Consider the following 13,794-nt stretch of genomic DNA (forward strand, 5'->3'; position numbering starts at 1 on the left):
GGATAAGAATATGAATCTATTTGTACTGATGAAACGGACGTTTGACACAGAAGAGAAAATCGTCATTGAAGCAGGAAAGATTCAGGAAGACGGAGCCGAGTTTATCATTAATCCGTATGATGAATACGCCATTGAAGAAGCGATTCAGCTGAAAGAAGAGCATGGCGGAACTGTTACCGCCGTAACCGTCGGCGGAGAAGATGCGGAGAAAGAACTCCGCACCGCTCTTGCGATGGGGTGCGACCAGGCGGTATTAATCAATATTGAGGATGACCTGAGCGATCCCGACCAATACTCCATTTCCACGATCTTATATCACTATTTCAAGGACCGGGAATATGATCTGATTCTCGGCGGAAATGTCGCGATTGACGGCGGTTCCGGCCAAGTGGCGCCAAGGCTTGCCGAACTGTTGAACATTCCTTGCGTCACAACGATTACAAAACTGACAATCAGCGGCGATGAAGCTGTGGCAGAGAAAGACAACGAAGGGGATACCGAAGTCATTAAAACCTCACTTCCTTTAGTCATCACGGCACAGCAAGGCTTAAACGAGCCGCGCTATCCGTCGCTTCCGGGCATTATGAAGGCGAAGAAAAAACCGCTGGAAGAGCTTGAGCTCGATGACCTCGGCATTGATGAAGATGATGCTGCACCGAAACTCAAAACGATCGAACGTTTTCTCCCGCCGCAAAAAGAAGCGGGCAAACTGATCGAAGGAGAAGCCGCTGAGCAGGCGAAGGAGCTTGTCTCACTGCTGAGAAAAGAAGCCAAAGTCGTATAAACCGATATTAAAGAAACTGGGGGATGTCAGAATGGGAAAAAAAGTGATCGTACTCGGAGAAATTCGTGACGGCGCCTTACGGAACGTCACCTTTGAAGCCATAGCCGCAGGCAAAACCATTTCCGGCGGAGGAGATGTCATCGGCGTGCTGTTGGGAAAAGGCGCGGCTGATGCAGCATCAGAACTCATTCAGTACGGCGCCGATAAAGTATTTACGGCCGATGCAGCGGGACTTTCTCAGTATACGGCGGACGGATATGCCGCGGTCCTCGGGGATCTGATCGAAAATGAAAAGCCCGATGCGGTTATTTTCGGCCATACTTCTATGGGAAAAGATTTGTCACCGAAGCTTGCGGCACGGTTTGAAACGGGATTGATTTCAGACAGCACGGATGTAAGCGTTACCGGAGACAACATCGTATTTACAAGACCGATCTATTCCGGCAAAGCCTTTGAACAGGTGATTTCAACCGATCCTTTCATCTTGGCGACAATCCGTCCGAATAACATTCAGGCATTAGAAAGAGATGCAAGCCGCACGGGTGATATTGAAGAGCTTGCGGTCCCGCCGGCAGATTTGCGGACGGTCATTGAAGAAGTAGTTAAAAAAACAGCGGACGGCGTGGATTTATCAGAAGCGAAAATCATCGTTGCGGGCGGTCGCGGGGTAAAAAGTAAAGATGGGTTTGAACCGTTAAAAGAACTTGCCGAAGTGCTGGGAGCAGCGGTGGGCGCTTCGCGCGGCGCGTGTGACGCGGATTATTGCGACTATTCTCTTCAAATCGGCCAAACGGGGAAAGTCGTTACACCGGATTTGTATATTGCCTGCGGGATTTCCGGAGCGATTCAGCACTTGGCGGGGATGTCAAACAGTAAAGTGATCGTTGCCATCAACAAAGACCCGGAAGCGGAAATATTCAAAATAGCGGACTACGGAATTGTCGGCGATTTGTTCGAAGTGGTTCCGCTCCTGACTCAGGAATTTAAAAAGGCCAATATTCATTCATAACCAAAACCCTCTGGCTTCATTTGTCAGAGGGTTTTGGTTTGTGATGATTGATTCGTACAAATTATGTATTGGTAAAATAACAGATTGACATGTACGAACCAATATAATAAGCTTTCTGTAAAGCGCTTACAAACTTATCCTTTCAGCATACATACATCCCAGATACATAGATTGGCTGTAGTGCTTTCATTCTTATTAAGGGGAAGGAATGATCAAGTATGTCTCACAATACGGCAGTCATTCAAACGGATATCACACGGGGAACCATTAACAAAAACATATACGGACATTTCGCGGAACACTTAGGAAGAGGCATATATGAGGGCATCTGGGTCGGAAAAGATTCCGATATTCCGAATACCGGCGGAATCAGGGCGGATGTCGCCTCCGCCCTCAAACAGCTCCAGATTCCCGTTCTCAGATGGCCCGGCGGCTGTTTTGCTGATGAATATCATTGGGCAAACGGCGTAGGGGAACGAAAAACCATGCTGAATACCCATTGGGGCGGAACGATTGATTCAAACGAATTCGGCACGCACGAATTTATGATGCTTTGTGAACTGCTCGGCTGCGAACCGTACATCGCCGGAAACGTCGGCAGCGGAACGGTTAAGGAAATGGCTGATTGGATTGAATACATGACGTTTGAAGCGGGCACGCCGATGTCCGACTGGAGAAAGGAAAACGGGCGGGAAAAACCGTGGAAGCTCAAATATTTCGGTATAGGAAATGAGAACTGGGGCTGCGGCGGAAACATGCATCCTGAGTATTATGCCGACCTTTACCGGAACTTTCAAACGTATGTCCGCAATTACAGCGGGAATGAAATCTATAAAATTGCCGGCGGTGCGAATGTCGACGATTACCGCTGGACAGAAACATTAATGAAAAAAGCCGCTGATCTCATGGACGGGCTGAGCCTGCATTATTACACAATACCGGGCGACTTCTGGAAGGGAAAAGGGTCAGCGACCGAATTTACGGAAGATGAATGGTTCATCACGATGAAAAAAGCGGCTCATATGGATGAATTGATTACAAGGCACAGCGCCATTATGGATCAGTACGATCCGGAAAAAAGAGTCGGTCTGATCATTGATGAATGGGGCACATGGCTTGATCCTGAGCCTGGCACGAATCCGGGCTTTTTGTATCAGCAAAATACGATCCGCGACGCGCTTGTCGCCGCCACACATTTTCACATTTTTCATCAGCACGCAGACCGTGTGCAGATGGCCAATATCGCGCAAACCGTCAACGTGCTTCAGGCAATGATCCTGACAGAAGGCAAAAATATGCTGCTGACGCCGACATATCATGTGTTTGATATGTTTAAGGTTCATCAGGACGCTTCTCTTTTGGCCGCAGAAACAAAAGCGGCCGAATACGAATGGAAAGACGGCCGGCTCCCGCAAGTCAGCATTTCGGCGTCCAAACAGAAAAACGGCGGCATACATATCAGCATTTGCAATATCGATCACCTGCACAAAGCTGACGTGAAGATTGAACTGCGGGGCATAAAAAAGACAGGGAAGCCTTCCGCGACGATTCTGCATGCTGAAAAAATGAATGCTCGCAATACATTCAGCAGCCCGGAAAACGTCAAACCGAAGCCGTTTTCCGGGTTTACGCAGAAGAGCGGAAATCTGGAGGCGGAGCTTCCTCCGATGGCGGTTGTATTAATCACGCTGCCGGCGGGTCCATCTTAAGTTTTGAACGCCTGCTGATCGGTTATCATACATTCTATAAATAAGATTATTTTCGGCGGGTTCGGGAGAAAATAATATAAGCATTAAATTAGCATGAACGAATGGGAGATGCTATACTAAAAATCATCATTTGACATTGGAGGAATAACAAATGGCTATCGTAAAAGCAACTGATCAATCGTTCTCAGCTGAAACAAGTGAAGGTGTCGTATTAGCTGATTTCTGGGCTCCTTGGTGCGGACCTTGTAAAATGATCGCGCCCGTTCTTGAAGAGCTTGATCAAGAAATGGGAGACAAACTGAAAATCGTCAAAATCGACGTGGATGAAAACCAAGAAACTGCCGGTAAATACGGCGTCATGAGCATCCCGACACTTCTTGTGTTAAAAGACGGAGAAGTGGTTGAAACATCTGTCGGCTTCAAACCGAAAGAAGCCCTTGAAGAGCTTGTAAACAAACATCTGTAAGCCGAAAGTTTCTGTTACGGCTACGGCAGGGCGATTCCTTTAAAAGGGATCGCCTTTTTTGATCTTCCAAAAGCTGAGAATGGAGAAAAACAAATGTTCGTGATACACTGAATGGACACAAGAAATGAATGTAAGGAAGGGTAACGTATGAATAAACAACTGAAAGAAAAGCTGGCCCTCCTTCCCGATCAGCCGGGCTGTTATTTAATGAAAGACCGTCAGAAAACAGTCATCTACGTGGGGAAAGCGAAAGTGCTGAAAAACAGGGTGAGATCCTATTTCACCGGTTCTCACGATGCAAAAACCCAAAGGCTTGTGACGGAGATTGAGGACTTTGAATATATCGTGACTTCCTCCAATCTTGAAGCGCTTATTTTGGAAATGAATCTGATTAAAAAATACGATCCGAAATACAATGTCATGCTGAAAGATGATAAAACCTATCCCTTTATTAAAATCACCCATGAACGCCATCCGCGGCTTATTGTCACCCGCAATGTCAAAAAAGACAAAGGGCGCTATTTCGGCCCGTACCCGAATGTACAGGCGGCGCGGGAAACGAAAAAACTGCTGGACCGCCTTTATCCGCTCAGGAAGTGCTCGAATCTTCCGGACCGTGTCTGTCTCTATTACCATCTCGGACAATGCCTCGCTCCATGTGTAAAGGATATTTCCGAGGAGACAAACCGCGAGCTTGTGGAAGACATCACCCGCTTTTTAAAGGGAGGGCATAACGAGGTCAAAAAAGAGCTTGAAGAGAAAATGGCAGAGGCGGCGGAAAAGCTTGAATTTGAACGGGCTAAAGAATTCCGCGATCAGCTTGCTTACATCGAATCGACGATGGAAAAGCAGAAAATGACCATGAATGACCTTCTGGACCGCGATGTGTTCGCTTATGCGTACGATAAAGGCTGGATGTGCGTCCAAGTCTTTTTCATACGCCAAGGAAAGCTGATCGAACGCGATGTCAGCATGTTTCCGATGTACCAGGAAGCGGATGAAGAATTTCTGACCTTCATCGGCCAGTTCTATTCGAAAAACAATCACTTTCTGCCTAAGGAAATTCTGGTGCCTGACAGCGTTGACAGAGATATGATCAGCGAGCTTTTGGAAACCGCCGTGCATCAGCCGAAAAAAGGCCCGAAAAAAGAACTGCTTCTGCTTGCTCACAAAAACGCGAAAATCGCCCTGCGGGAAAAGTTCTCATTAATCGAGCGGGATGAGGAACGGTCAATCGGAGCAGCCGAACGGCTCGGCGAAGCATTGAACATTTACACGCCGCACCGGATTGAAGCGTTTGACAACTCCAATATTCAAGGCACAAACCCTGTATCGGCTATGATTGTCTTTATTGACGGAAAACCGAATAAAAAGGAATACCGCAAATATAAAATTAAAACCGTAACAGGGCCCGACGATTACGGATCAATGAGAGAAGTCGTCAGAAGAAGATATTCGAGGGTGCTCCGCGAAAATCTCCCGCTGCCGGATTTAATCATCATTGACGGCGGAAAAGGGCAGATTAACGCGGCGCGCGACGTGCTTGAGAATGAGCTCGGCCTTGATGTCCCGGTAGCGGGATTGGCGAAAGATGATAAACACCGAACATCCAACCTTCTGATCGGCGACCCGCTTGAACCGGTATTTCTGGAGCGGAACAGCCAGGAATTTTACCTGCTTCAGCGCATTCAGGATGAAGTTCACCGTTTTGCGATCAGCTTTCACAGACAGATCCGGGGAAAAAGCGCCTTTCAATCCGTATTGGATGATATCCCGGGGATCGGCGAAAAACGCAAAAAAATGCTCTTAAAGCATTTCGGTTCTGTCAAAAAGATGAAGGAAGCAAGTCTTGACGATATCAAAAAAGCCGGTGTGCCGGCTGCGGCCGCTCAGCTGCTGTTTGAAAAATTGAAAAAATAGTATTGTGCTTTTCTGAAAAGTCTGCTAGAATGTGAACTAATTTCATAAGATCGTGTTATATGGTGAAGATAGAGGTGCGAACTTCAATAGTATGCCTTTGGAGAATGATGGATTCTGCGAAAAAGGCTGAAAGGGGAGTTCGCCGAAGTGAAACACATCCCATCGGTGTGCTTTGCTGGCTTTGCATTAAATAAATGTAAAGCTGTCAAGAATTCATTTTCTTGGAGGGCTATCTCGTTGTTCATAATCAATCGTAATGATATGAAAAAGCAATGAGAGCTATTCCTCTCATTGCTTTTTTTATTGTGGACACAACGCTCTTTTCTCCTCACCCGCACGAACCAAAATGTAAAGGGTGGTCTAGTATGGGTCTTATCGTACAAAAATTCGGAGGCACTTCCGTCGGCTCTGCCGAAAAAATTCAAAATGCCGCAAATCGCGCTATTGTTGAAAAGAAAAAAGGCCATGACGTCGTTGTCGTCGTTTCGGCAATGGGAAAATCAACCGACGCGCTCGTCAATCTGGCGGCGGAAATTACATCTGAGCCAAGCAGACGCGAGATGGATATGCTTCTGTCTACGGGAGAGCAGGTCACGATTTCGCTTTTGGCCATGGCGCTTCAGGAAAAAGGATATGACGCCGTCTCTTATACGGGCTGGCAGGCGGGTGTCCGCACGGAGGCCGTCCACGGCAATGCGAGAATTACGGATATTGATATCACCGCAATTCAGGCGCAGCTTGCAGAAGGCAGGATTACAGTTGTCGCCGGTTTTCAGGGAGTAACCGAAGACGGCGGCATCACGACGCTCGGACGGGGCGGTTCCGATACGACGGCGGTCGCTCTTGCCGCAGCTTTAAAAGCGGATAAATGCGACATTTACACGGACGTTCCGGGCGTGTTTACGACAGATCCGCGGTACGTCCGGTCAGCGAGAAAACTGGCGGGAATTTCTTATGATGAAATGCTGGAGCTTGCAAATCTCGGAGCGGGTGTTCTTCATCCGCGGGCGGTTGAGTTCGCGAAAAACTATCAAGTGCCTTTGGAAGTGCGGTCAAGCACGGAACATGAAGCTGGAACATTAATTGAGGAGGAATCATCAATGGAGCAGAATTTAATCGTCAGAGGAATTGCATTTGAAGACCAGATTACAAGGGTATCCGTCACGGGCCTTGCAAGCGGGCTGACAACACTTTCAACGATCTTCACCGCGCTGGCGAAACGAAACATCAACGTTGACATCATTATTCAGACACAAGCGGATAATGGGGAAGCAGACATTTCTTTCTCAGTGAAAACGGAAGATTCCGCGCAAACGGTCGCTGTGCTTGAAGAATATAAAAACGCGCTTGACTATGAAAAAATCGAAACTGAAAGAAAGCTGGCGAAAGTATCCATTGTCGGATCAGGCATGGTCTCTAATCCCGGCGTCGCCGCGGACATGTTTGCCGTACTGGCGGAAAAAAATGTACAAGTCAAAATGGTCAGCACATCTGAAATAAAAGTATCAGCGGTTGTCAGTGACAATGATATGGTGAAAGCCGTCGAAGCGCTTCATGATGCGTTTGAGCTTTCTAAACAGCCGTCTGCCGTATAAACGGGCAGGCAAAAAGGCGGGACTTTTGAGTCACCGCCTTTTTTCAATTATACAGGGTCCTTCATATCCCATTTCACGGTCAGGACGACTTTATCCGCTCTCTTTTTGACCTGTTCATAAGATTCTGCAATCTGATCGTTCATCAATTGAATCTGTTCGGCTATAAAACCGGCTTCAAGCTGAAAACACGGCTCTTTCTGGTGTTTGAGCCTGCTGGATACGAGCGGCCCTTCCAGTTCAAATTCCAGCTCTTGCTTTTTTGATCCTGTGTTTGTCAAAGTTCCCCAGCCGGCTTTTTCAAAAAAGGCGGGGATTTCTTCCCATGATTGAAGAGGAAATTTGCGGGCGAGGCGTTTCCCTGCCCAATACATCATGGACGAATGCTCCGGGCCGAGGATATCCGGAAGCACGATTTCCCGGATTAATTCGTAGCCGTATGCGCTGACGCCGAGTTCAGTTAAAGGTTCTAAAGCTGCTTCATAATTATTCTTCATATTATGTATTCCCCTCTCTCCTTCGTTTATTATAGCTTAAACAGGGGGGAGGATTACAGGATGATCCTATAAAACACGTGAAAAAAAGTGAGAAAGGTATTGCAGGAAAATAAAATTTTCACGTCAAATAATCAATTCCGAAAATTATAATTTATGTACACGTTTTCTTGACGCCCTTTTGAGGGAGGAGTAAAATGAAATTGTCAATAAATTTTAATAAAGTGCTTACAATTGAAACGAAGTGGGGGCAGAGATTTTAGCACATTTCGCACTTAAATCAAACAGGGGGTAAAGTAATGTCTGGGAACAGAGAGTTTTATTTTCGAAGATTGCATTCCTTGCTCGGTGTGATTCCGGTCGGCATCTTTTTGATCCAGCATTTAGTCGTCAACCAATTTGCCGCAAGGGGAGCGGATGCGTTTAACAAGGCGGCCGGCTTTATGGACAGTCTGCCGTTCAGGTATGCGTTAGAAATTTTTATTATTTTCTTACCTTTAATTTATCATGCGGTTTACGGTGTGTACATAGCATTTACTGCGAAAAACAACGCTGGCCACTACAGCTATTTCAGAAACTGGATGTTTGTGCTTCAGCGTGTCACCGGTATTCTCACCCTTATTTTCGTCAGCTGGCATGTGTGGCAGACGCGGATTGCCGCACAGATGGGCGCTGAAGTCAACTTCGATATGATGGCGAATATTCTGAGCTCGCCGTTTATGCTCGGATTTTATATTGTAGGCGTTTTATCAGTCATTTTTCACTTTTCAAACGGCTTATGGTCTTTTGCGGTCACATGGGGGATCACGGTCACGCCGCGTTCTCAAAGAATTTCGACTTACGTGACGCTGATTATATTTTTAGCGCTTTCATACGTGGGTCTAAAAGCGATTTTTGCGTTTGTGTAAGAGAACTAGAGATTACTAGAGGGAGAGGGGCTATCATGAGTCAATCAAGCATTATCGTAGTCGGCGGGGGTCTTGCCGGCCTCATGGCGACAATTAAAGCAGCGGAATCAGGCACGGCCGTTAAATTGTTTTCCATCGTTCCGGTCAAACGCTCTCACTCGGTCTGCGCGCAGGGCGGGATAAACGGAGCTGTCAACACAAAAGGGGAAGGAGACTCTCCGTTTGAGCATTTTGATGACACGGTTTACGGAGGCGACTTTTTAGCAAACCAGCCGCCTGTAAAAGCGATGTGTGAAGCGGCGCCGTCCATTATCCACTTATTGGACCGCATGGGGGTTATGTTTAACAGAACGCCGGAAGGGCTCTTGGACTTCCGCCGTTTCGGGGGTACACAGCATCACAGAACCGCATACGCGGGAGCGACGACGGGTCAGCAGCTTCTTTACGCACTGGACGAGCAGGTGCGCAGATATGAAGTGGCGGGTCTCGTCACAAAATACGAAGGCTGGGAATTCCTCGGCGCCGTTCTTGACGATGAGCGCACGTGCCGCGGTATCGTAGCCCAAAATCTGACCAATATGCAAATCGAGTCATTCCGTTCTGACGCCGTTATTATGGCGACGGGAGGACCCGGAATCGTATTCGGCAAATCAACAAACAGCATGATCAACACGGGATCTGCCGCATCAATTGTTTATCAGCAGGGCGCTTACTACGCTAACGGCGAATTTATTCAAATTCACCCGACTGCCATTCCCGGAGACGATAAACTCCGTCTGATGAGTGAATCGGCGCGCGGTGAGGGCGGAAGAGTCTGGACGTACAAAGACGGAAAACCTTGGTACTTCCTCGAGGAAAAATATCCGGCTTATGGAAACCTCGTGCCGCGGGATATTGCGACACGCGAAATCTTTGACGTGTGCGTGAATCAGAAACTCGGCATCAATGGAGAAAACATGGTGTATCTCGATCTTTCGCACAAAGATCCGAAAGAGCTTGACGTTAAGCTTGGCGGCATTATCGAAATCTATGAAAAATTCATGGGAGATGACCCGCGTAAGCTTCCGATGAAAATTTTCCCTGCCGTTCACTATTCAATGGGCGGACTGTGGGTTGATTATGATCAGATGACAAGCATCCGCGGACTGTTCGCGGCGGGTGAATGTGATTATTCAATGCACGGAGGAAACCGTTTAGGGGCAAACTCTCTGCTTTCCGCCATCTACGGAGGAATGGTTGCCGGTCCGAATGCGGTGAAATATGTTGCCGGACTTGAAACATCGGCTGAAGATCTGTCTTCTTCATTATTTGATTCCTATGTGAAAAAAGAAGAAGAAAAATGGGCAGACATCATGAAGATGGACGGCGATGAAAATGCCTACGTGCTTCACCGTGAACTCGGAGAATGGATGACGGCCAACGTAACGGTGGTCCGCCACAATGACAAGCTTTTGAAAACGGATGATAAAATCCAAGAGCTGATGGAACGCTTTAAGAAAATCAATATTAATGATACGACAAAATGGAGCAACCAAGGGGCGATGTTCACCCGCCAGTTCTCCAATATGCTTCAGCTTGCCAGAGTCATCACGCTCGGCGCATACAACCGAAATGAAAGCCGGGGAGCGCACTATAAACCGGATTTCCCTGAAAGAAATGACGATGAGTGGCTCAAAACGACAATGGCTAAACATGCCGGTCCGTTTGAAGCTCCGGAATTTGAATATCAGGATGTCGATGTATCACTGATTGCGCCCCGTAAACGCGACTACTCGAAGAAGAAGGTGGCGAAATAATCATGAGTGAGAAAAAGATACGGTTTATCATTACACGCCAAGATACGCCCGAAAGCGCGCCATACGATGAAGAATTTGAAATCAATTACCGCCCGAATCTGAACGTGATTTCCGCCCTGATGGAAATCCGCAGAAATCCCGTGAATGCAAAAGGTGAGAAAACAACTCCTGTCGCATGGGACATGAACTGTCTTGAGGAAGTATGCGGCGCCTGCTCCATGGTCATCAACGGCAGACCGCGCCAGTCATGTACGGCGCTGATTGATAAGCTGGAACAGCCGATCCGTCTGAAGCCGATGAAAACATTCCCGGTTGTCCGTGACCTTCAGGTTGACCGCAGCAGAATGTTTGATTCACTGAAAAAAGTGAAAGCATGGGTGCCGATTGACGGGACTTACGATTTGGGACCGGGACCGAGAATGCCGGAAAAACGCCGCCAGTGGGCATATGAGTTGTCTAAATGCATGACCTGCGGCGTCTGCCTTGAAGCCTGCCCGAATGTCAACAGCAAATCGAAATTCATGGGGCCTGCCCCGATGTCGCAAGTTCGTCTGTTTAACGCCCACCCGACGGGCGCGATGAACAAGTCAGAACGTTTAGAAGCTTTAATGACAGACGGCGGTCTCGGAGATTGCGGGAATTCACAAAACTGTGTTCAATCCTGCCCGAAAGGCATTCCGCTCACGACTTCAATCGCTGCTTTGAACAGAGATACCAACTTACAAGCATTCCGCAATTTCTTCGGAAGCGACAGAGTATAAGATAAAGAAAAAGAGCCTCTTCCGCACGGGAGAGGTTTTTTTATAAGGAGCTGAAGGTGATGAAACAACCGCAATACATTGACATCCCGTTTGAAGAATGGAGACAGTCGTTTTCTTTCTTTACTGAAGTATCGGTTCGCTTTTCAGAAACGGATATGTTCGGCCATATGAATAATGTAACCCCTTTCATCTATTTTGAAGAAGCCCGGATCGCCTACTTTAAGCAGCGCGGCATGGAAGCGCAAAATGCGGAAACGATGACAGTCGTCGCAAGCCAGCAGTGTGACTATATGCGTCAGGTGATGCCGTATGAAAATCTGCGGATTTATGTCAAAGCAAGCTCTGTCGGAAATGCGTCCGTCACCCTTCATTACCTTGGAGAAAACGAGTCAGGCCTGCCGTGCTTTACCGGTTCCGTCGTTATGGTACAAGTATCAAAGACAAGCGGCAAAGCGGTCAGCTGGACGGAGCGGGAGAAAGGCATTCTGCTCGCCTGAACGGATAACTATTTCTTTAAGTGACGTCACCTCCGAAGCGGCTTTTACATATGATATCTTGACTATATAAACCCATTCGTTTCAGATTCGCTCTCACCTTAGCAAGGAGGGTTACAATACTTGAAGGAGAAAGATTTTCAATCAAAGCCGCTGCTGACCAAAAGAGAAAGAGAAGTATTCGAATTGCTCGTTCAAGACAAGACAACAAAAGAAATTGCAAGCGAGCTATTTATCAGTGAAAAAACTGTACGGAATCACATTTCAAATGCCATGCAGAAGTTAGGTGTGAAAGGGCGTTCGCAAGCTGTTGTCGAGCTTCTTAGAATGGGTGAGCTAGAGCTCTGATTCTTGCCGGTTTTCCTTCTTTACGAGAAGGAGCCGGTTATTTGTGTTGGCGCCCGGAGTGATAGGCATGCGATGAAAATCCCGGCTTTTCCTTTTTCTCCGTCAGTCTTGCATTTTCTTAAAAAAAGAAGGAAAATAGACACGGAGCGTGAATAGCCCAGAAAGATCCTTGAGTGAGGGATGGACAAATGACATCAAAATCTGTAGAGCATGTTGCGGATATCGAAAAATCACTCCGCCATATCGCTGCGATCATTAAACAAAAAGGACGAGAAATCCTTAACCAATATGCAATTACACCGCCGCAATTCGTAGGCCTTCAATGGCTTTATGAATTGGGGGATATGACAATAGGCGAATTATCAGGCAAAATGTATTTGGCTTGCAGCACGACGACGGATCTGATAGACCGCATGGAAAAAAATAAGCTTGTCGAACGGGTGAAAGACCCTGCTGACAGACGGGTCGTCAGAATTCATCTTCTCGCTGAAGGAGAGCGCATTATTCAGGAAGTGATTTTAAAAAGGCAGGCATATTTGCGGGATATGTTTGAGACATTTTCCGAAGAAGAAACAGCCGTCTTCGAAAAATCATTATTGAAACTGCAGCATGAAATGAAAAGAAAATGAGGCGATTTTGTTGGAACAGCCGATAGGAGTCATTGATTCCGGGGTTGGCGGGTTAACCGTTGCTAAGGAAATCATGAGACAGCTACCGAAGGAAAATATCATCTATGTGGGAGATACAAAACGCTGCCCGTACGGCCCGCGTCCTGAAGAAGAAGTTCTTCAATACACATGGGAAATGACCGATTACCTGCTGGAAAACCACCATATCAAAATGCTCGTGATCGCTTGTAATACTGCCACGGCCATTGCCTTGGAGGATATTCAGCGCAAAACGGATATTCCGGTTGTCGGCGTCATTCAGCCGGGTGCGAGAACGGCGATAAAGGTGACGAAAAACCAGCATATCGGCGTCATCGGCACGATAAATACCATTAAAAGCAGAGCGTATGAGCAGGCGCTGCTCGGATTAAATGCAGACCTTCAAGTCGAGAACACGGCTTGTCCGCTGCTGGTGCCGTTTGTGGAAAGCGGACGTTTTCTGCAGGAATCGGCGGAGGAAGCGGTCGAAGCATCGCTTGAGCCTTTAAAAGGTACAGCAATTGATACCTTGATTCTGGGATGCACGCATTATCCGATTTTGAAAGAACCGATTCAGGACTATATGGGAGATCATGTGAAAATCATTTCCTCCGGTGACGAGACGGCGAGAGAAGTGAGCACCATCTTGTCTTATAAAGGTTTGTTAAACCAATCGAATCGTGCACCGGAGTATCAGTTTCTTACAACGGGAGAGCGGAACGGCTTCGCAAAAATTGCCGAAGACTGGTTTGGCCATGAAATCGGCCATGTCGAGAGCATCTCCCTTCAAGAGCCGATCAGAAAATAAATCAAAAAAACCCGCTGTTTACGGCGGGTTTTTTTGCGCATCCCGGTCTATTTCCCGG

General features: G+C 47.2%; 14 protein-coding genes and 1 riboswitch. Of the genes, 13 read left to right on the forward strand and 1 reads right to left on the reverse strand.

The annotated features are described in order from the left end of the window. Positions 1–10 precede the first annotated feature (10 nt). The 6 genes from ACH32G_RS10965 (at position 11) to ACH32G_RS10990 (ending at position 7,483) form a co-directional block, all read left to right on the forward strand. The gene (locus tag ACH32G_RS10965) at positions 11–784 is read left to right on the forward strand and encodes an electron transfer flavoprotein subunit beta/FixA family protein (RefSeq protein ID WP_060964609.1); all 774 of its coding nucleotides are present in this window, start codon (positions 11–13) and stop codon (positions 782–784) included. 31 nt (positions 785–815) lie between these two features. Continuing rightward, positions 816–1,793, forward strand: a complete 978-nt coding sequence (locus ACH32G_RS10970) for an electron transfer flavoprotein subunit alpha/FixB family protein (RefSeq protein ID WP_045925249.1) — start codon at positions 816–818, stop codon at positions 1,791–1,793. 218 nt (positions 1,794–2,011) lie between these two features. Then, the gene (locus ACH32G_RS10975; protein ID WP_448814358.1) at positions 2,012–3,502 is read left to right on the forward strand and encodes an alpha-N-arabinofuranosidase; all 1,491 of its coding nucleotides are present in this window, start codon (positions 2,012–2,014) and stop codon (positions 3,500–3,502) included. A 151-nt stretch (positions 3,503–3,653) separates the two neighbouring features. Next, positions 3,654–3,968, forward strand: coding sequence for a thioredoxin (gene trxA, locus ACH32G_RS10980; RefSeq protein ID WP_003152560.1), 315 nt, complete (start codon positions 3,654–3,656; stop codon positions 3,966–3,968). Between the two features lie 147 nt (positions 3,969–4,115). Continuing rightward, positions 4,116–5,888, forward strand: a complete 1,773-nt coding sequence (uvrC, locus tag ACH32G_RS10985) for an excinuclease ABC subunit UvrC (RefSeq protein ID WP_016938660.1) — start codon at positions 4,116–4,118, stop codon at positions 5,886–5,888. Between the two features lie 61 nt (positions 5,889–5,949). Beyond that, a riboswitch (Lysine riboswitch) is annotated at positions 5,950–6,128 on the forward strand. 125 nt (positions 6,129–6,253) lie between these two features. Then, the gene (locus ACH32G_RS10990) at positions 6,254–7,483 is read left to right on the forward strand and encodes an aspartate kinase (protein ID WP_448814359.1); all 1,230 of its coding nucleotides are present in this window, start codon (positions 6,254–6,256) and stop codon (positions 7,481–7,483) included. A gap of 47 nt (positions 7,484–7,530) precedes the next feature. On the opposite strand, the gene ACH32G_RS10995 is transcribed toward ACH32G_RS10990, so the two are convergent. Continuing rightward, positions 7,531–7,977 (reverse strand): YslB family protein, encoded by a 447-nt coding sequence (locus ACH32G_RS10995; RefSeq protein WP_016938662.1) that lies wholly within the window; start codon positions 7,975–7,977, stop codon positions 7,531–7,533. A gap of 296 nt (positions 7,978–8,273) precedes the next feature. Here ACH32G_RS10995 and sdhC point away from each other — a divergent pair, with 296 nt between their 5' ends. From sdhC to racE, 7 genes are all read left to right on the forward strand, one after another. Beyond that, a complete protein-coding gene (gene sdhC, locus ACH32G_RS11000) occupies positions 8,274–8,882 on the forward strand; it encodes a succinate dehydrogenase cytochrome B558 (protein ID WP_003152571.1) in 609 nt (202 codons plus the stop codon). Between the two features lie 35 nt (positions 8,883–8,917). Continuing rightward, a complete protein-coding gene (sdhA, locus tag ACH32G_RS11005; protein WP_016938664.1) occupies positions 8,918–10,678 on the forward strand; it encodes a succinate dehydrogenase flavoprotein subunit in 1,761 nt (586 codons plus the stop codon). Positions 10,679–10,680: 2 nt separating this feature from the next. After that, positions 10,681–11,439 (forward strand): succinate dehydrogenase iron-sulfur subunit, encoded by a 759-nt coding sequence (gene sdhB, locus ACH32G_RS11010; RefSeq protein WP_045925255.1) that lies wholly within the window; start codon positions 10,681–10,683, stop codon positions 11,437–11,439. A 59-nt stretch (positions 11,440–11,498) separates the two neighbouring features. Further along, positions 11,499–11,936, forward strand: a complete 438-nt coding sequence (locus tag ACH32G_RS11015) for an acyl-CoA thioesterase (RefSeq protein ID WP_016938665.1) — start codon at positions 11,499–11,501, stop codon at positions 11,934–11,936. A gap of 120 nt (positions 11,937–12,056) precedes the next feature. Beyond that, positions 12,057–12,281, forward strand: a complete 225-nt coding sequence (gene gerE / locus ACH32G_RS11020; RefSeq protein WP_003152579.1) for a spore germination transcription factor GerE — start codon at positions 12,057–12,059, stop codon at positions 12,279–12,281. A 188-nt stretch (positions 12,282–12,469) separates the two neighbouring features. Beyond that, positions 12,470–12,910 carry a MarR family winged helix-turn-helix transcriptional regulator gene (locus ACH32G_RS11025; protein ID WP_016938743.1) on the forward strand — a complete coding sequence of 147 codons (441 nt, stop codon included), beginning with the start codon at positions 12,470–12,472 and terminating at the stop codon, positions 12,908–12,910. Positions 12,911–12,917: 7 nt separating this feature from the next. After that, positions 12,918–13,736 carry a glutamate racemase gene (racE, locus tag ACH32G_RS11030; protein WP_095241530.1) on the forward strand — a complete coding sequence of 273 codons (819 nt, stop codon included), beginning with the start codon at positions 12,918–12,920 and terminating at the stop codon, positions 13,734–13,736. Positions 13,737–13,794 lie beyond the last annotated feature (58 nt).

The sequence above is a fragment of the Bacillus sp. CIS52 genome (assembly GCF_053545315.1).